The sequence below is a fragment of the Ideonella paludis genome (assembly GCF_018069865.1).
Taxonomy (GTDB): Bacteria; Pseudomonadota; Gammaproteobacteria; order Burkholderiales; family Burkholderiaceae_C; genus Ideonella; species Ideonella paludis.
Window position 1 is genome coordinate 82,808 of record NZ_JAGQDG010000006.1, and the last position, 17,312, is coordinate 100,119.

Here is a 17,312-nt window from a genome sequence, read left to right on the forward strand (position 1 = left end):
GTTCAGGTGTGCGCTTTTCACGGCTTTCGGAAATAAAGGGGCGCCAACAATGAACCCATGTTCAGCACACCGCCTCCACGCCGACACGCCAAGCCCGCCCGCTGGTGGTCCGCATGGTGGCGCAAGCGCCATCCCCGCGACGCTCGCCCCTCGCGCCTAGAGGTCAAGCCGCCCGCACTTTGGGGCCAAGCCGAGCCCGTCTGGCTGGCCCTGTGGCACTGGCTGCGCGAAGACCCTGCCACCGAGCCCATGGAAGTGCCTCGGCTGGAGTTGGCGCGCCAAGACTTTTGCGCCGCGCTGAACGACTTTCGCAGCGAGGACGCTGAGGATTTGCTTTACCGCGCCAAACATGCGCGCTCCTTGCGCGAACTCTGGCACCTGCGCGCAGAGCTCTACCACCTCATCGCCTGCCGCTTCAACCAACACGAGGCGGATCGGCGCATGGCCACCGTCAATCAACACTTTCCCGTCGGCACGCCCGGCGGCAGACCCCTCACCACACGAGACGCCCATGGACACGACCACCTCGCGGAACGCTAAGCCCACCCTCACTTGGGGCCTGCCTCAAGACCGAGCGGCGCAGTTGGCAGCGCGCCAGGCCTTTGTGGCGATGAAGCGCCTGTTCATGGACGCCGTCGCGCCGCTGGGCGACGGCAAGGGCGACTGGCTGCGCCGGCAGGTGCGCCTGGCCAATGAACCCATCGACTTGTGGCTGCTGCGCGGTCCGGTGATTGCCGCGCTGCGCGTCGATGAGCATGGATCCAGAGAGCTTCGCGCCCAGCTCTACCATGGTCTGGACAACGTCTTCCCTGAAGCCTTTGGTCTGGATGGCCCGATGACCCTCCCGCCACAGATGGACTCAACGGCAGCGTGGCAGCCGCCACAAGCCGATCTGCGCGTTGCCGCCTAAGGCTGGCCCTCAAGCGGCTGTCAAGTCGCATTCTTCCTGTCGGATGAAGCTGTGACACAGTGCACAATTGCGCCCTGTGAACATCATCATCCTCGACGACTATCAGGACGCCGTTCGCAAGCTGCCTTGCGCGGCGCGGCTCAATGACCTCAATGCCAAGGTGTTCACCAACACCGTGAAGGGCTTGGGCCAGTTGTCGGTCAGGCTCAAAGACGCTGAGATCCTGGTCACCATCCGCGAACGCACGGCCTTCAATCGCCAGCTCCTCGAAAAGCTCCCTCGGCTCAAGCTGATCTCCCAAACGGGACGCATTGGCAACCACATCGATATCGAGGCCTGTACCCGTCTGGGCATCGCGGTAGCTGAAGGCGGCGGCTCCCCTTATGCGCCGGCCGAGCTGACCTGGGCTTTGATCATGGCGTCCATGCGGCGCCTGCCGCAATACATCGGCAATCTCAAGCACGGTGCATGGCAGCAAGCCGGGCTGAAGGCGGCTTCCATGCCGCCCAACTTTGGCATCGGCATGCAGCTGCGTGGCAAGACCCTGGGCGTCTGGGGCTACGGCAAGATTGGCAGCATCGTGGCGGGCTACGGCAAGGCCTTTGGCATGGACGTCAAGGTCTGGGCCAGCGCCGACAGCCGCCAGCGTGCGCGCCAAGATGGCTATGCCGTCTTCGAGTCTCGCGATGAGCTGTTTGAATGCAGCGATGTACTCACGGTTCACCTGCGCTTGGCCGACAAGACCCGCCATCTCGTCACCCTGCAAGACCTGGGCAAGATGAAGCCCACCTCCTTGTTCGTCAACACCTCGCGGGCCGAGCTGGTCGAGGAAACCGCGCTGGTGGCGGCGCTCAACCGCGGCCGGCCTGGCATGGCCGCTGTCGACGTTTTCGAGAGCGAGCCCATTCTCCAAGGCCACCCGCTGCTGCGCCTTGAGAACGCGGTGTGCACACCGCACATCGGCTACGTCGAGCAGGCCGGCTACGAGCAGTACTTCAGCACCGCCTTTGACAACGTGCTGAATTTCATCGCCGGCACCCCCACCAACATCGTCAACCCGGACGTCCTGAAGGTCCACCGCTGATGGCGCAAGGCTCGCCCCAAGCGGTGAGCCCGTCCGCGCGCTGGGCGCTGCTGTTTGGCAACTTTGCTATCGGCTGTGGCGTGATGGTGGTGGGCGGCTCGCTGAACGACCTGACGCGCTCCCTGCAAGTCAGCGTGGCGGTGGCGGGTCAGCTGATCACGGTGGCCGCCGTGATGATGTGCTTGGGCGCGCCCTTGCTGGCGGCCGCCCTCACCCGCTGGGACCGCCGCAAGCTGCTGGCGCTTGCACTGGCCTGGTATGCCGCAGGGCATGCCCTGTGCGCCCTGATGCCGGACTATGCCGCGCTGATGCCTTTGCGTGCGCTCACAGTGCTGTCAGCGGCCGTGTTCACTCCGCAAGCGGGTGCGGCCATGGGCTGGCTGGCGCCCCCTGAGCAGCGCGGCCGTGCGATCACCTTCGTGTTCTTGGGTTGGTCCGTGGCCTCGGTGGTCGGCATGCCCTTGCACTCCTACATCGGCGAGACCTGGGGCTGGCGCTCGGCCTTCGGCTTGGTGGCCGTGTTGGCGGCGGTGGGCGCGGCCTGGGTGTGGCAGGCCTTGCCAGAGGGCATCCGGCCGCCGCCCATGAATCGGCAGGCTTGGCGCGAGGTGTTTTCCCACCCCAGGCTGATGCGCATCGTGGCCGTCACCGCGCTGGCCGGCGCGGGGCAGTTCACCCTCTTTGCCTACATCGCGCCTTATCTGCGCCAGGGGCTGAAGGCGCAGGCGCCAGAGATCAGCTTGGTCTTTGCCTGCTTTGGCACGCTGGGCCTGATCGGAAACCTCTGGCTCAGCCAACGCGTGGACAAGCTGGGCGCGGCCAGAGCGGTGGGCTGGCTGCTGGCGCTGCAATGCCTCTCCATGGCGCTGTGGCCGCTGGGCGGGTCGGTGGTGGTGCTCTTGGTGGTGGTCGTCCCCTGGGCGCTGTCGGGCTTTGCCTGCACCTCGGCCCAGCAAGCCCGCTTGGCCACGGCGGCACCGGCGCTGGCCCCCGCACTGCTGGCCATGAACACCTCAGCCATCTACCTGGGTCAGGCCCTTGGCGCAGCGGGCGGTGGGCTGATGATGACTGCCAATATGGCCGCTGGCCGCGACACCTTCATGGGCCTGAGCGTGCTCGCCTTGGGCTGGACCTTGCTCGCCCTGTGGCTCAGCCACCGCGTTCGCCAAGAGGGCTTGCGCGCCAAGGGCTGAGGTTCAGTTCGGGTTCTCGAAGAACACGTAGTGGGTGTACTCGCCAATCTCAAAGTACACCCGCTTCTCACCGGCATCGGCTTGGCCGTTCAGGTTTTGGTCCAGCACACCGTAGCCATAGCGATAGGCGCGAGGCAGGTTGTCGCTGGTGCCCAGTGCCGTCGAGAGCTTGTCAATCTTCAAAAAACGCTTCACCACCTTGTCACCTGCGTAGACCTCCAACACGCCGTTGGTGCCAGTCCAGTTTTGGATGTCACGCTTGATTTGGTTTTGCTGCTCTTGGGTGCAAGCTGTCAACAAACCTAGCCCCAGCACTGCGGCGCACACTGCGCCTGCCTTAATCATGCTCACAGAGACCCTTCGTCCTTGGTGCCAAAAATCTTGTCGCCGGCATCACCCAGGCCCGGGATGATGTAGCCCAACTCATTGAGATGGCTGTCGATGGCCGCCGTCCAGCAGCGCACATCCGGGTGCGCTGCCTGCAAGGCCGCCACCCCTTCAGGCGCGGCCACCAAGACCAGCGCCCGCACATCTTTGCAGCCGCGGCGCTTCAGCAAGTCGATGGTGGCAATCATCGAGCCGGCCGTCGCCAACATGGGGTCGATGATGAGGGCGGTGCGCTCCTCCAAGTGGCCCACGAAGCGTTCAAAGTAATGCTCGGGCTGCAGCGTTTCATGGTTGCGTGACAGGCCCACCACACTCACCTTGGCGTTGGGGATCATGTCCAGCACGCCATCCAGCATGCCCAAGCCCGCGCGCAAGATCGGCACGACGGTGACCTTGCGGCCGGCAATCTGCTCCACCTCGGCCGGGCCACTCCAGCAGTTGATGGTGACCGAAGCGAGGGGAAAGTCGGCCGTGGCCTCATAGGCCAACAGACGGGCCAACTCGCCGGTCAACTCGCGAAACTTCTTGGTGGAGATCTCCGCTTCGCGCAACAAGCCCACTTTGTGGCGCACGAGCGGATGGTGAACGGCAATCACTGGCATGGTGGTCTCTTCAAAGTCAAATCAGATCAGGCTGAACGCTCAGCCCTTGCGCTGGCGACGCGCTTCATACAAGCAGATGGCGGCCGCCACCGACACATTCAGGCTCTCTACCGCCCCGGCCATCGGAATAGAGATCAACTGGTCGCAGGTCTTGCGGGTGAGCTGGCGCATGCCGGGGCCTTCCGCCCCCAGCACAATGGCCACCGGCCCGGTGAAGTCCACATCCCAAAGCGTGTGCTGGGCATCATCACTGGTGCCGATGATGCGAATCCCGCGCTCCTTCATTTCATTGAGGCTGCGGGCCAGGTTGGTCACCATCAGGTAGGGCACCGTCTCTGCCGCGCCCGAGGCCACTTTGGCCACTGTCGCGTTCAGGCCCACGGCGTGGTCTTTGGGGGCGATCACCGCATGTGCGCCCGCGCCATCGGCCACGCGCAGGCAGGCGCCCAGGTTGTGTGGGTCTGTCACGCCGTCCAAGGCCAGCACCAGTGGTGGGTCTTGCTGCAAGGCTTCGACGTCCTCCAGCACCTCATCCAAAGAGTGCCGCTGCGCCAAGGGCTTGACCCTAGCCACCACACCCTGATGGCGCGGGCTGCCTGCCAGCTTGCTCAGGCGGCTGTCGTCGCTGTCAATCGCCTTGGCGCCAGCCTCTTCGCAACGCTCCAAAAAGCCCCGCATCCGGGCATCGCGACGTTCGCCGTCGTAATGGACTTCGATGATGGACTCCGGTGCCGTCTTCAGGCGCACGGTGACGGCGTGAAAGCCGAACAAAACTTTGTTGGACATAGAGCACATCGCGCCTGGGCGCGTCAAAAGCATTGGAAAAGTGCAGCGAGCCTAACAGCAAGCCACGGCCAGGGCGATCAAACCGATGAAGATCGGTTGGTGCAGCATGTAAAAACTCAAGGACCAGCGGCCCAGCACGGCCAAAGGATGCGCCCAGCGCGGGATCGGCCCCGCCCAGGCCTGGGGTTGCTGCCGCTGAAGAAAGAGGCCCAGGGCCAAGCCCATAAGCATCACGCCCAACCAAGGGAACACCGGCACATAGTCTTGCGTAACCGGCAATCGGGTCACCAGGCCGGTCCAATTGCCCCAGCGGCCATTCAAGGCCTCCAGAGCCACCCATTGGGGCAAGGCCAGCGCCAACACGCCCAGCCCCAGCAAACCCAACGGCCCCAGCGTGCGCAGCAGGGGCCAGCACACACGCAGCAGCAAGATCATCACCGCCAAGCCGTGCAGCACGCCAAAGTGAATCCAACTCAGAGGAAACATCCAGGCCGACCCTGCCGACACCAGCAGCGCACACCCCGCCACCTGGCCCCAACGCCGCCAAAACCGCGCCCAAGACTGCCCCGCCTGCAAGGCCACGGCCTGGCCCATGCCTGCGCACAGCAAGAACATCGAGACGATGGCGGTGCGCTGCCAGGTCCAAAATGGGTCGCTCAGAAACTGCTGCGGCGGGTTAAGCAAGCCCTTTTGGTTCAGGTCAAAGCAGAAGTGAAATACGGCCATCCAGATCACGGCCGCGCCACGAAGGGCGTCCAGCCGGTCAAAACGCTGCGCGGAAGCCAGCGGAGAAGCGAATGGTTCAGTCAAAGACATGGCCTGGAAGATACCGCATGAATGATCACGGATCTGCAGTGCGGCTATGCTCTGAGCATGACTGCCAGCCCTCCCCCCCGCCGCACCGCCCTTGAGCAAGATCGCTTAGACAGTGCGCTGAAAGACTTGTTCGAGCAGCGCATCACCTTCAATCAGACCTTGGGCCTCACGGTGGAGAGCCTGGCTGCCACCGGGCCCACCGCCCGCATCACCATGCGGCCGGAGTTGGTCGGGCACTTCCTTTATGGGCGCTTGCATGGCGGTGTGATCTCCGCCACCTTGGACGCCATGGGCGGCTTGGCCCTGATGGTGGCGATTGGCGAGAAACACCCCGACGAAAACGCCGAGCAAATCATGCATCGCTTTGCCCGCATGGGCACGATCGATCTGCGGGTGGATTTTTTGCGACAAGGCATCGGCCAGCATTTCATCGCTTCGGCTGAAGTCACCCGGCTCGGCGGCCGGGTTGGCTCCACCCAAATGCGCTTGGTCAATGATGCCGGCCTGCTGATCGCCACCGGCGCCGCCGCCTACATGGTGAGCTGACGGCGACCTGTCGACTTCCTCCTTAGTTCTTGCGATGCGGCTGGCGTGGGCAAGGCCCACCATCGCGGCTGCATGCTCGGGCATGGCTTCAGCAGCGGTCGGGTCTGTATGAGGTTGGGCATGCGCCCCCACCCCCGACGACTGGAGGAAGTATGAAGTCTTTGTTTCTGACCAGCGTGGCCACGGCCGCGATGCTCTGCAGCAGCCCCACCTGGGCGCTGGAGAGCTTTGCCTCATATGACAAGTTCAATGCAGCGCCCATTGACGCGAGCAAGTGGGCCAGCTTTGAGCGCATCCGAAAAATCAAGAGTGGCACGCTCAATCACGTTCAGCGAGACTGGGGCACCACCCAAAGCGATGCAGGCACGCAGGGCGTGAGTTTCGGCACCAGTCTCACCGACCCAAGCCGAGTCACCCAACTCAAGGCGACGGTCAAAGTGGCCAGCATCGAAGCCTCAGGCTGCTCTGCCAACCCGAGCGCCAGCGCTGCACGGGCCCGCTTGATAGGCACCTTCTTCAACACAGGCGCTCCGGTTTCAGGAAGCATGCAAGGGGATGTGCTGGCCCAAGTCTGGGTGGGACGCTTCAGCAACAGTGTCGACGCGCCCGGCACCTTGCAGGTCGGTGGTGGCGTGTTTGTCTGCCAGAACAGTGACTGCAGCCTCACCACGACCATCGGCACCTTCAGCAATCTGGGCACCGCTACATTGGGTCAGAACGTGACCCTCCAGTTGGAATGGGACAAGGCGGCCAAAACCTTCACGGCGGTGCGTGACGGCACGGTCAACAGCAGCGTCAGCTACACCGTCAGCGACAGCATTGCTCCGGGCAACCACTTCAAGCAGGTGGCCACTCGGACAGACACTGCCGCATGCCTCAGTGGGCCCCGGACCACCGCAGCCATCGATGCGACCTTTGACAACGTCGCCGTCAACAAATCTGCCAAGCCTTGAGCCAGGAGTTCGCCATGCGCTTTTTCACCCTTTCTACGCTCATGCTGGCCGCATTGGCCAGCACCCCCAGCATCGCTGCTGAAACTTACGTCACTTATGACGCCTTTAACGCAGCCAGTGGCACCCTCAGCCCCAGCCTGTGGAACCAAATCGAGTTGGGCCGCGAGGTCAAAACCGGCTTTGCCTCCATGCGCCAGCGCAACCTCGGCCAGCAGATCAGCAACAGCGGCACCCTGAACCTCAGCCACAGCCTGCCCTTTGACGAGCCTTGGCGCATCACCCAAATGCGCGCCGAGATCACCGTCACCAGTGCCAGCACCGTGGCCTGCGCCGCCAATACCAGCCCCACTGAAACCAATGCCCGGCTGACGGGCGCCTTCTTCAACAACGGCGTGCCCACACCGGGCAATGCCACTGGCGACGTGGGCGCGCAGATCCGGCTGGTCTTGCGCAGCAACTCCACCGCGCCTGCAGGCACCTTGCAGGTGGAAGGTTTAGCCTACCGCTGCACCAACCCTGACTGCAGCAGCACGGTGCTGGTGGGCGCTGTCCAGAACTTAGGCACGGTGGCCGTGGGCAGCATGGTTCGCGCGCAAGTCGAGTGGGACCAGCCCAACAAGCGCTTCTTGCTGACGCGCGACAGCAACCCGGCTGTGTCCATTGGCTACACCGACAGCGACACCTCCGGCCCCGGCAACCCCAACAAGCTGCTGGGCATTCGCCAACAGTTGGCCAATTGCTTCAGCGGCCCTCGCACCGAAGCCGATTTGGAAGCACGGTTCGACAATGTGGCGGTGAACGCTTCAGGCACGCCATAAGGCACCTGACAGGTCTGACAGCGTCAGCAAAAAGCGGCCGTGTATGGGCTACCATCGCGGCCGTCTTTTCACTCCTCAAGCGCTGCTACCAGCGCCATTGCCATGCAAGTCGTTTGCCTCGATCTCGAAGGTGTGTTGGTCCCAGAGATCTGGATTGAGTTCTCCAAGCGAACCGGCATTGCCGAGTTCTCTCGCACCACCCGGGACGAACCGGACTACGACAAACTGATGCGCTTCCGGATCGACCTGCTGGCCCAGCACGGCCTGAAGCTGGCCGACATCCAGGCCGTCATCGCAGGCATGGCGCCTCTTGAAGGCGCGCGCGAATTCTTGGACAGCCTGCGCTTGAGCTACCAAGTCATCATCTTGTCGGACACCTTTTATGAGTTTGCCGACCCGCTGATGGCCCAACTGGGCCGCCCCACCCTCTTCTGCCACAAGCTGCTGGTCGATGACGAAGGTTTTGTGCGTGACTATCGCCTGCGCCAGCCCGACCAAAAACGCAAGGCCGTGGAGGCGCTCAAGGGCCTGAACTTCCAGGTTATTGCTGCGGGCGACTCTTACAACGACACCGGCATGTTGAGCGCTGCCCACGCTGGCTTCTTCATCCATCCGCCAGCCTCCATCACCCAGCAGTTCCCCCAGTTCGCAGTGCATCACAGCCTGGTGGACTTGCGCGCCTCGATCGACGTGGCCGCCGCACGCTTGCTGGCCTGAACGCTCTGCTTCAGGGCCGCTACCATAGCGGCCCTATGGCCTCATCTCACACGCCTCGCACCCGGCAGCTGGAGCTGCTCTCCCCCGCCCGTGATGCCGACCTCGGCATCGAAGCCATCAACCATGGCGCTGATGCCGTCTACATCGGTGGGCCGGGCTTTGGCGCCCGTGCCTCAGCGGGCAACAGCGTTCAGGACATTGAGCGCCTGACGCGCCATGCCCACCGCTTTGGCGCCAAGATTTTTGTCACGCTCAACACCATCTTGCGTGACGACGAACTGGAAGGCGCGCGGCAAATGGCCTGGGATGTCTACCATGCCGGTGCCGATGCGCTGATCGTCCAGGACATGGGCCTGACCCTGCTGGACCTGCCGCCGCTGCAGCTCCATGCCAGCACCCAGTGCGACATCCGCACGGTCGAGAAGGCTCGCTTTCTGGCCAACGCTGGCTTCTCGCAGATTGTGCTAGCCCGTGAGCTGGACTTGGCCCAGATCCAGGCCGTGGCCCAGGCCTTGCCCGACACCGTCATTGAGTTCTTCATTCATGGTGCGCTGTGCGTGGCCTACAGCGGCCAGTGCTATGTCAGCCATGCGCAGACGGGCCGCAGCGCCAACCGCGGCGATTGCTCACAGGCCTGCCGCCTGCCCTGGACGGTGACTGACACCCAAGGCCGTATCGTGGCTCACGACAAGCATGTGCTGTCCATGAAGGACAACGACCAAAGTGCCAACATCCCGGCCTTGGTCGATGCCGGTGTGCGCAGCTTCAAGATCGAGGGCCGCTACAAGGACATGGGCTATGTGAAGAACATCACCGCCCATTACCGCCAACTGCTCGACGAGGCATTGGCGCAGCGCCCGGACCTGGCCCCAGCCAGCAGCGGCCAGACCCGCTTTGACTTTGCCCCCGACCCGCAGCGCAACTTCAATCGGGGGGCGACCGACTATTTCGTCAATGGGCGCCAAGACGACATCGGCGCCTTCGACAGCCCCAAGCACGCCGGTATGCCGCTGGGCTGGGTCAGCCATGTGGCGGCCGATCACATCGAGGTGCAACTCGACGAGGGCGTGGGCCCCGTCAACAACGGCGACTCCATCACCTGGTTCGATCTACAGCAAGAACTTCAAGGCATTCAGGTCAACACGGCTGAAGCCTTGGACGCTGGGCAGACCCGCTTCAAGCTGGCGCTCAAAGACCTGCCCAAAGCCTGTAAAGACCTGCGCCGCCAGACCGTGCTGCACCGCAACCGCGACATGGCCTGGGACCGCGTGCTGCGCAAAAAGAGCGCAGAGCGCCGCATCCGCGTGGACCTGCATCTGGCCGACACCCCCGAAGGCTTTGTGCTCAGCGCGACCGACGCCGACGGCCACTATGCGCAAGCCACACTCGCCACCGAGCACCTACCGGCGCAAGACGCCGAGCGCAACAGCGCGCACCTGCACAGCCACCTGGCCAAGCTGGGAGCCACGATCTTTGAGGCCGGTGAGATCAGCCTGCACATGAGCCAGCCCTGGTTCCTGCCGCCCAGCCAACTCAACACCCTGCGCCGTGAGGCCATCGCCGCGCTGGAAGCCGAGCGAGAGGCCTGCCGCGAGCGCCTGCCCAAGCAGGCCCCCGTCGAGCCCCCGGCCGTCTACCCCGAAGACACCTTGAGCTACTTGGCCAATGTGTTCAATCACAAAGCCCACGAGTTCTACGTGCGCCACGGCGTGAAGGTGGTGGGCTCAGCCTATGAAAGCCATGAAGAGCTGGGCGACGCCAGCCTGATGATCACCAAGCACTGCGTGCGCTTCTCACTGAGCCTGTGCCCTAAGCAAGCCAAAGGCGTGACCGGCGTGCAAGGCACCGTCCGCGCTGAGCCCTTGACCATCCAACACGGCGACGACCTCTTGACCCTGCGCTTCGACTGCAAACCCTGCGAGATGCATGTGGTGGGCCGCATCAAGAAAAACGTGCTGCAGCAGGCCAAGGCGGAGGCGAAGGTGAGCCCGGTGAAGTTCTACCGAGCGCGGCCATAAGCCGCGCTCCCTGCCACATTGATAGCAGGGTTTCCTCAGCGCCTTAGCGGACTTGCCCCCCGACTGCGTCGCGAGCCAATGCTTTCAAGCGGAGACCTTCAGGGGCCATGGCAGGCTCCTTCTCCTTGGATTGACGCATGAGACTTGTGGCACCTGCTTGCGTCGGTTTGACCGCAGGTCCTGTGTCGATGTAGTGCATCAAGCGTCGAGGCATGGAGAGCAGAATGTGGCCATCAATCTTGGAGGTGATTCGATACTCCTCCATGACCCACTGCGCAGTGCCCACCCGACGCACAGGCTCCCAAGGGCGAGCTCTCGACATGCTGGCCGTTTCTAGGCTGTGGTTGATGTTCAGCCCCGAGAATTGCCAGGTCCAGCCTGCTTGTCGAGTCCAGCCGAAATCGGGACCACCGTAGCTGTACACATCACCGCTGAAGTCGGTGTACATGTTGCGAAAGTATTCCGTGGGAATCAAGCCATGTGCCCAAGAACGCGAGGCAGCCGCCACATCGCCAAAACCGCGACTCGGCCGGTAGGGGCTGACCCACCACGCTGAGGCCCAGGTGAACTGGCTGCCATTGAAATCTCCCATCAGCCACACCTCGGCTCCAGTAGCCTTGTCACGACTGAGGCGGGTGTAGCGGCGTTCACCACCGGGAAGGCTCAAAGCCCACCATCCCTCCGCATTGACGGCCGCTGGCACGGAACGCCCGGACTTCTCGAAGCGCAGCACGCCGCTCGACTGCCACGTGACAACATCAGCGGCCATGGTGCCGGGGAAAAACTCTTGCGGTGTGTATGGGTCTTCGTGCACGCCCGCCCACTTTGTGCCGGGCACGACGTCCGCCATGCTGGGCCGCTCGCTGAGGGCGAGATGGCTGAGCGTCACGCCTGCATCGCTTGGACTACCGAAGGGTGTGACCTGTCCGACATTGCAACCCGCGATCTCCACATCCACACCTGATTGGACCACCGCGGTCTGCCCCTTCTTGGCCGAGCCACTCAAGCGCTTCAGGGTGAGGGTCTGAATGTCTCGGCGCCACGCCTGCTGAACTTGGCAATCCGTCCAATCGCCAAAGACCTCGTAGCTCAAGGGCGTCGTCAAGTTGATGGTTCTTTGGGTGCCACTGTCGGTGTACCGCCCCGATCTTGCTCCCAGGCTCGTGGCCACCTGGGCCGCCTTGGTCTTGGCATTGGTATCCACCAAATACGCTGTACCGACGTTGAAGTAGGCGGTTTGGACCGCATGCGCTTCGAAGGCTGCACTGCTGCCCACGACAAACAGAGTAAACCCCAACGCTCGTATCGCTGTCTTCATGCGACTCTCCTCTTTTTGGAAGCGAAAAGTATGCCCCACGGGTGTGCGGTGGAAACATCGCCCCCCTAAAGGAAAACCCCCTGGGCCGTGGGGCCTCAGGGGGTCGGACAGGTGAATCCACAGCCCCGTCGCCGAGGCCACGGTGCTGCAGATCAAGGCGACATGAGGCTTAGTTCGGCGACACTCCCAGCGACTTCACCGTCTCCAGGTTCAAGAAGCCATCGACCGGCAAGCCTTTGGATTGCTGATACTGGTTGACCGCACGCATGGTTTGCGCACGCAGCACACCGTTGAGGGGCCCGGGCTCAAAGCCGGCAGCCTTCAAGGCGCGTTGGATTTCGGTGATCTTGGTCGGTGTGGCATTGGTCTCGCACAGCACGGCGCGTTGCTCGGTCTTACCTTCGGCCACTTTGACCTGGTAGGTCAGTGTTTCGTACTGGGCTGGGACCTCCACTTCGCGCAATGAGGCGGGCTGGTCAATCACCTGACGGGTGATGGTCTTGGTGATGGCCGGGATGACTTCCTCGCGGAAGCTGGCCGGGGTGTCGATGACACGGCGCTTGACCGTCTCGTAGACCGCAGGCACCGGGATCTTGCGGGTGCTGGCCGGGGTGTCCACGACACGGCGCTCCACCGTCTTGTAGACGGCCGGGATCTTGATCTCACGGGTGCTCGGCGCCTGGTCCACCACTTCGCGCTCCACGGTCTTGTAGACCGCCGGAATCACGATCTCTTCAGTGCGCGCTGGCGTGGCTACCACGCGGGTCTTCACCACCTTGGTGGTGCCGGGCACTTCGATGGTGCGCACACTGGCGGGCTGGTCCACCACCTGGCGGCTCACCGTTTTGTACTCGGCAGGGATCTTGATCTCGCGCACATAGCCTTCGGTGCCCGACTCGGCTCCTGCGCTCTTGGCGCCTGCGCCCATCAGTGCACCGGCGCGCAGCACGCGGTCGCCATTGGGCGCAGCCACGATGTCGCCCTTGTCGTCAAACTTGTAGCCTGCGGCCTTGAGCTTTTCGATATCAATGACTTGACGCGTGATGGTTTGGTAGGTGGCCGGGATCTCCTGCTCGCTGGCCGCTGCTTCTTGATTCATCACCTGGCGGGTCACCGTGCCGTACTCGGCGGGGATGATCTCCTCGCGCACCGTGGCAGGCGTGCGCAGCACTTGGCGGCTGATGGTTTGGTACTGCTCAGGCACTTCCACCAAGCACATCACGTCGTCGTCCAGGCGGGTGTTGTCGGCCGTAGCACCTTGCAGGTCCACGCTGGCCCCATCGACCTTGCCGTCTTTGCCGACGACAAAGCCGCGCAGCGGACGCACATCGATCGCCTTGCCAATCCAGGCGCGGCCGCGCTTCCATTCCTTGGAGGCATCCGCCACCTTGATGCGTTCGGTCACCGTGTCGTAGACCGCAGGGACCTGGATCAGGCGCTTGGACTCGGCCTTGACCACCACTTGCTCGGTGACCGTCTTGACGCTGGAGCGCGAGGCCTGCAGCTTGGCGCTGGCTTCAGAACGCAGCACTTCTTCCTTGATGGTCTTGAGCGGCAAGGCAATCGGCTCGTAACGCAGAGATTCAGCCTTGGCCAAGACTTGCTCGCTCACGGTCTTGTAGGTGGCTGGCACGGTTTCCACACGGGTGGTGGCGGGACGGTCCACCACGGTGTCTTCTTTGTCCGCGTAGGTAGCCGGAATGACCTTCAGCTCCTTGCGCTCGGGGCTGACCATGACTTGCTCGCTCACCCGCTTGAAGGTGCCCGGAATGACTTCGATGCGCTTGCCTTCAGGCTTGACCAAGACCTGCTCGGTCACGGTCTTGTAGGTCGGCGGCACGGGCTCTTCGCGGAAGCTCTCCGGACGCACCAACACTTGTTCGGTGACGGTCTTGTAGGTGGCGGGAATCGGAATCTGCTTGGTGATGGCCGGGCTGATCACCACTTCTTCGCTGACGGTCTTGAAGGTTGCGGCCACCGGCTCAAAGCGCTTGGTGGCAGGCACCTTCAGCACTTGCTCCGTCTTGTTCTCAAACTTGGCGGGCGTCAGCACATTGGCATAGCACTCGCTACTGGCGGCCGCCACCTGGCTGCCAACGGGACGCGGCAGGTCACCCTTGAAGTTGTTGTCGCACTGCTGCATGGTGGCGCGCACCGGTGTGCCCGCAGCGTCGAAGTAGACATTGACGGACATGTTCGGCCCGTAAGGCACGTACTTGCCAATCAACGCACGGCCCACGCCATCGCGGTTGTCGCGGCGGCCTACGCCCAGGTCGCAAGCACCCTTTTCATAGCCGGCCAACTGGCCCAGCTTCATCACCTTGACGTCGACTTCGCCGGCGCGCTTGAGCGGTGGTTGGTGGGTGAAGGGCTCATAGAACTTGGCGTTACCGGCGGCCACCGCGGCGTCGCATTCTGCGGCGGTGTCGTAGCCCACATTGCCGTGGTTGTCTGTCACCATGCCCGCTTGGGCGCTGGCGGCCAGCACCATTGAGGCGCTCCAAACAAGCTGCGCAGCAGCAACAGCAGACGATTTACGCGTGATCTTCATGGCCTTGGGCCTCCTCGTATGGGTGAGGCACGCCGCCAGCCACAACCCCTTTGCGGCTCGCTTCTCCTGACGTGCGGCGCCATATTAGGGAGCGCCTCTGCGCTGTGCCGCTCAGCCAGAAAACCAGCTCAGAACCAAAGGCAAAGGTGTGAACAAATACCCTTTGATGTTTCTGGAGGAAACCAAGCTTGTCGAAGAATCACGGTGCGCCGCGAGAGGCCCTGAAGCTCGTATTTCAGTAATGCGGTGGCAGCTCGTCTCTCAAGCTGCGAAAGCCGGGGCCACCCTCTGGCGCCTGCTCACGCAAACGCCTCACCTCTTTGAGCAGCAACTCAATATGGTCTTGTTGCTGGGTGACCATGGCGTTGAGCGTGTCCACCAGGTCTTCGGTGAAGCTGAGCTTGATCTCCAAATCCGTCAGGCGGCTTTCAATGTCTTGAGGCGTCATGCCTGCATGTTCCCACACCCGCCACCGGAGCCTCCAAAACAAAGGGTTTACCCGAGACCCAGATGGAGACATGCCCCCAGACCGAGCCCCGCGCGCGCCCCCACAATCGGCGCATCTTTTGTCAGCCTGCCGTCATGACCGCCTACCCTCACCTGCTTGCTCCTCTGGACCTGGGCCACACCACGCTGAAGAACCGGGTGCTGATGGGCTCCATGCACACCGGCCTGGAAGAAGGCCGTGACCTGCGCCGCTTGGCCGCCTACTTTGCCGAGCGCGCCCAGGGCGAGGTGGGCCTGATCGTGACCGGCGGCTTTGCGCCCAACATCGAAGGCTGGGCCAAGCCCTTTGCGGGCACCTTGGCCACCCATGGTGCGGCCAAGCGCCACCGGCTGGTGACCGACACCGTGCATGCCGAGGGCGGCAAGGTGGCACTGCAAATCTTGCACACCGGCCGCTATGCCTATCACCCGCTGGCGGTGGCGCCCTCGCGTATCAAGTCCCCGATCTCGCCCTTTACCCCCCGTGCGCTGAGCAGCCGGGGGGTGGAGCGGCAGATCCGCGCCTTTGTGCGCTGTGCCAGCCTGGCCCGCGAGGCGGGCTATGACGGCATCGAGATCATGGGCTCCGAGGGCTACTTCATCAACCAGTTCTTGGCGGCGCACACCAACCAGCGCGACGACGAATGGGGCGGCGACTACAGCCACCGCATGCGCTTGCCGCTGGAGATCATGCAGCGCACGCGCGAGGCCGTGGGCCAAGACTTCATCATCATCTACCGCCTCTCCATGATCGACCTGGTGCCCGGCGGCTCCACCTGGGACGAAGTGGTGCAACTCGCCAAAGGCATTGAGGCGGCGGGGGCCAGCATCATCAACACCGGCATTGGCTGGCACGAGGCGCGCATTCCCACCATCGCCACCAGCGTGCCTAGGGCCGCCTTTGCGTGGCTGACCAAGAAGATGAAGAGCGAGGTGCGCATTCCCCTGGTCACCAGCAACCGCATCAACACGCCCGAGGTGGCCGAGCAAGTGCTGGCCGATGGCGCCGCTGATCTGGTCTCCATGGCCCGCCCCCTGCTCGCCGATGCGCACTTTGTGCGCAAGGCGCGCTTGGGCCAGCCCGAGCGCATCAACACCTGCATTGCCTGCAATCAGGCTTGCCTGGACCATGTGTTTGTCAACAAAACCAGCTCCTGCCTGGTGAACCCTCGGGCCTGCCACGAAACTGAAATCCGCATCCACGCAAGCCCCAGCCGCCGCAAGCTGGCCGTGGTGGGCGCCGGGCCCGCAGGTTTGGCGGCGGCCACCACCTTGGCCGAGCGCGGCCATGAGGTTCACCTGTTTGACGCCAGCTCGCAGATCGGTGGCCAGCTCAACCTGGCCAAGCAGGTGCCGGGTAAAGAAGAGTTCCACGAGACGCTGCGCTACTGGACGCACCGCGTGGCCGACACCGGCGTGCACCTGCACCTGAACCAGCGCGTCAGCGCCACCGACCTGGCCGGTTTTGCCGATGTGGTGCTGGCCAGCGGTGTGACGCCGCGCAACCCGCGCATCCCGGGCCAAGACCACCCCAAAGTCTTGAGCTATTTGCAGGTCTTGCAAGGTGCGCCCGTGGGCGCGCGGGTGGCCATCGTCGGTGCGGGCGGCATTGGCTTTGACGTGGCCGAGTACCTGGCCCACAGCGGCACCTCCACCGCGCTGGACTTGCCCGCGTGGTTGGCCGAATGGGGCGTGGGTGACCCGGCTCAGCACCGTGGCGGCCTGGTGACGGAGATGCCTGCCACGCACGCCCCTGCGCGCCAGATCACCTTGCTGCAGCGCAAAGCCAGCAAGCCCGGAGGTGGACTGGGCAAGACCACCGGCTGGATCCACCGCACCACGCTCAAGCGCCTGGGCGTTCGCATGCTGGGCGGCGTGAACTACGAAGAGATCAGCGACCAAGGCCTGCGCATCAGCGAAGGCGAGCAACGCGAGAACCCGCGCTGGCTGGAGGTGGACCACATCGTGCTGTGCTCCGGCCAAGAACCGCTGCGCGAGCTGCAAGCCCCGCTGGAAGCCGGTGGCGTGCGGGTGCACATCATTGGCGGTGCCAAAGAGGCGGGCGAGCTCGATGCCAAGCGGGCGATTGACCAAGGCGTGCGGCTGGGGGCCACGCTGTAAGCCTTG

Annotated in this window: 17 protein-coding genes; 10 read left to right on the forward strand and 7 right to left on the reverse strand. The window is 63.6% G+C overall.

The window, feature by feature from the left end; translation table 11 throughout:
* The first annotated feature begins 57 nt into the window (after positions 1–57).
* From KAK11_RS15770 to KAK11_RS15785, 4 genes are all read left to right on the forward strand, one after another.
* Entirely contained in the window at positions 58–540 is a 483-nt protein-coding gene (locus KAK11_RS15770; protein ID WP_210810187.1) for a hypothetical protein, read from the forward strand.
* The gene (locus KAK11_RS15775; RefSeq protein WP_210810188.1) at positions 512–910 is read left to right on the forward strand and encodes a hypothetical protein; all 399 of its coding nucleotides are present in this window, start codon (positions 512–514) and stop codon (positions 908–910) included. Before KAK11_RS15770 ends, KAK11_RS15775 begins: the two co-directional genes overlap by 29 nt.
* A 76-nt stretch (positions 911–986) precedes the next feature.
* A complete protein-coding gene (locus KAK11_RS15780) occupies positions 987–1,994 on the forward strand; it encodes a D-2-hydroxyacid dehydrogenase family protein (RefSeq protein WP_210810189.1) in 1,008 nt (335 codons plus the stop codon).
* Positions 1,994–3,187 (forward strand): MFS transporter, encoded by a 1,194-nt coding sequence (locus tag KAK11_RS15785; RefSeq protein ID WP_210810190.1) that lies wholly within the window; start codon positions 1,994–1,996, stop codon positions 3,185–3,187. The genes KAK11_RS15780 and KAK11_RS15785 overlap by 1 nt, the downstream gene beginning before the upstream one ends.
* Positions 3,188–3,190: 3 nt before the next feature.
* Here KAK11_RS15785 and KAK11_RS15790 read toward each other — a convergent pair whose 3' ends face one another.
* From KAK11_RS15790 to KAK11_RS15805, 4 genes are read right to left on the reverse strand one after another with little or no spacing between them, the layout of a single operon-like run.
* Positions 3,191–3,532, reverse strand: a complete 342-nt coding sequence (locus KAK11_RS15790) for a hypothetical protein (protein ID WP_210810459.1) — start codon at positions 3,530–3,532, stop codon at positions 3,191–3,193.
* Between the two features lie 2 nt (positions 3,533–3,534).
* Positions 3,535–4,176, reverse strand: coding sequence for a uracil phosphoribosyltransferase (gene upp, locus KAK11_RS15795; RefSeq protein ID WP_210810192.1), 642 nt, complete (start codon positions 4,174–4,176; stop codon positions 3,535–3,537).
* Positions 4,177–4,215: 39 nt separating this feature from the next.
* Complete coding sequence (gene rlmB / locus KAK11_RS15800) at positions 4,216–4,962, reverse strand: 23S rRNA (guanosine(2251)-2'-O)-methyltransferase RlmB (RefSeq protein WP_210810193.1); 747 nt, start codon at positions 4,960–4,962, stop codon at positions 4,216–4,218.
* 51 nt (positions 4,963–5,013) lie between these two features.
* Entirely contained in the window at positions 5,014–5,772 is a 759-nt protein-coding gene (locus KAK11_RS15805; protein WP_375140692.1) for a heparan-alpha-glucosaminide N-acetyltransferase, read from the reverse strand.
* 63 nt (positions 5,773–5,835) lie between these two features.
* On the opposite strand from KAK11_RS15805, the gene KAK11_RS15810 reads away from it, so the two are divergent.
* From KAK11_RS15810 to KAK11_RS15830, 5 genes are all read left to right on the forward strand, one after another.
* Entirely contained in the window at positions 5,836–6,324 is a 489-nt protein-coding gene (locus KAK11_RS15810) for a thioesterase family protein (protein ID WP_210810195.1), read from the forward strand.
* Positions 6,325–6,476: 152 nt separating this feature from the next.
* Positions 6,477–7,277: a hypothetical protein gene (locus tag KAK11_RS15815; RefSeq protein WP_210810196.1), complete on the forward strand. Its 801-nt coding sequence runs from the start codon at positions 6,477–6,479 to the stop codon at positions 7,275–7,277.
* A gap of 14 nt (positions 7,278–7,291) precedes the next feature.
* Positions 7,292–8,095, forward strand: coding sequence for a hypothetical protein (locus KAK11_RS15820; protein ID WP_210810198.1), 804 nt, complete (start codon positions 7,292–7,294; stop codon positions 8,093–8,095).
* A 102-nt stretch (positions 8,096–8,197) separates the two neighbouring features.
* Entirely contained in the window at positions 8,198–8,812 is a 615-nt protein-coding gene (gene thrH, locus KAK11_RS15825; protein ID WP_210810199.1) for a bifunctional phosphoserine phosphatase/homoserine phosphotransferase ThrH, read from the forward strand.
* Between the two features lie 35 nt (positions 8,813–8,847).
* Positions 8,848–10,830, forward strand: coding sequence for a peptidase U32 family protein (locus KAK11_RS15830; RefSeq protein WP_210810200.1), 1,983 nt, complete (start codon positions 8,848–8,850; stop codon positions 10,828–10,830).
* 43 nt (positions 10,831–10,873) lie between these two features.
* Here the strand turns inward: KAK11_RS15830 and KAK11_RS15835 are convergent, their stop codons facing one another.
* The 3 genes from KAK11_RS15835 to KAK11_RS15845 all read right to left on the reverse strand — a co-directional run bounded on the left by KAK11_RS15835 (position 10,874) and on the right by KAK11_RS15845 (position 15,147).
* The gene (locus KAK11_RS15835; RefSeq protein ID WP_210810201.1) at positions 10,874–12,148 is read right to left on the reverse strand and encodes a hypothetical protein; all 1,275 of its coding nucleotides are present in this window, start codon (positions 12,146–12,148) and stop codon (positions 10,874–10,876) included.
* 169 nt (positions 12,149–12,317) lie between these two features.
* Positions 12,318–14,699: a peptidoglycan-binding domain-containing protein gene (locus tag KAK11_RS15840; protein ID WP_210810202.1), complete on the reverse strand. Its 2,382-nt coding sequence runs from the start codon at positions 14,697–14,699 to the stop codon at positions 12,318–12,320.
* Positions 14,700–14,934: 235 nt separating this feature from the next.
* The gene (locus KAK11_RS15845) at positions 14,935–15,147 is read right to left on the reverse strand and encodes a SlyX family protein (protein ID WP_210810203.1); all 213 of its coding nucleotides are present in this window, start codon (positions 15,145–15,147) and stop codon (positions 14,935–14,937) included.
* Between the two features lie 134 nt (positions 15,148–15,281).
* Here KAK11_RS15845 and KAK11_RS15850 point away from each other — a divergent pair, with 134 nt between their 5' ends.
* Complete coding sequence (locus KAK11_RS15850) at positions 15,282–17,306, forward strand: NADPH-dependent 2,4-dienoyl-CoA reductase (protein ID WP_210810205.1); 2,025 nt, start codon at positions 15,282–15,284, stop codon at positions 17,304–17,306.
* Positions 17,307–17,312: the final 6 nt, after the last annotated feature.

Coding starts and splice junctions, on each gene's coding strand:
- KAK11_RS15770 (WP_210810187.1), top strand. CDS start 58: ATGTTCAGCACACCGCCTCCACGCCGACACGCCAAGCCCGCCCGCTGG.
- KAK11_RS15775 (WP_210810188.1), top strand. CDS start 512: ATGGACACGACCACCTCGCGGAACGCTAAGCCCACCCTCACTTGGGGC.
- KAK11_RS15785 (WP_210810190.1), top strand. CDS start 1,994: ATGGCGCAAGGCTCGCCCCAAGCGGTGAGCCCGTCCGCGCGCTGGGCG.
- KAK11_RS15790 (WP_210810459.1), bottom strand. CDS start 3,532: ATGATTAAGGCAGGCGCAGTGTGCGCCGCAGTGCTGGGGCTAGGTTTG.
- upp (WP_210810192.1), bottom strand. CDS start 4,176: ATGCCAGTGATTGCCGTTCACCATCCGCTCGTGCGCCACAAAGTGGGC.
- rlmB (WP_210810193.1), bottom strand. CDS start 4,962: ATGTCCAACAAAGTTTTGTTCGGCTTTCACGCCGTCACCGTGCGCCTG.
- KAK11_RS15810 (WP_210810195.1), top strand. CDS start 5,836: ATGACTGCCAGCCCTCCCCCCCGCCGCACCGCCCTTGAGCAAGATCGC.
- KAK11_RS15815 (WP_210810196.1), top strand. CDS start 6,477: ATGAAGTCTTTGTTTCTGACCAGCGTGGCCACGGCCGCGATGCTCTGC.
- KAK11_RS15820 (WP_210810198.1), top strand. CDS start 7,292: ATGCGCTTTTTCACCCTTTCTACGCTCATGCTGGCCGCATTGGCCAGC.
- thrH (WP_210810199.1), top strand. CDS start 8,198: ATGCAAGTCGTTTGCCTCGATCTCGAAGGTGTGTTGGTCCCAGAGATC.
- KAK11_RS15830 (WP_210810200.1), top strand. CDS start 8,848: ATGGCCTCATCTCACACGCCTCGCACCCGGCAGCTGGAGCTGCTCTCC.
- KAK11_RS15835 (WP_210810201.1), bottom strand. CDS start 12,148: ATGAAGACAGCGATACGAGCGTTGGGGTTTACTCTGTTTGTCGTGGGC.
- KAK11_RS15840 (WP_210810202.1), bottom strand. CDS start 14,699: ATGAAGATCACGCGTAAATCGTCTGCTGTTGCTGCTGCGCAGCTTGTT.
- KAK11_RS15845 (WP_210810203.1), bottom strand. CDS start 15,147: ATGACGCCTCAAGACATTGAAAGCCGCCTGACGGATTTGGAGATCAAG.
- KAK11_RS15850 (WP_210810205.1), top strand. CDS start 15,282: ATGACCGCCTACCCTCACCTGCTTGCTCCTCTGGACCTGGGCCACACC.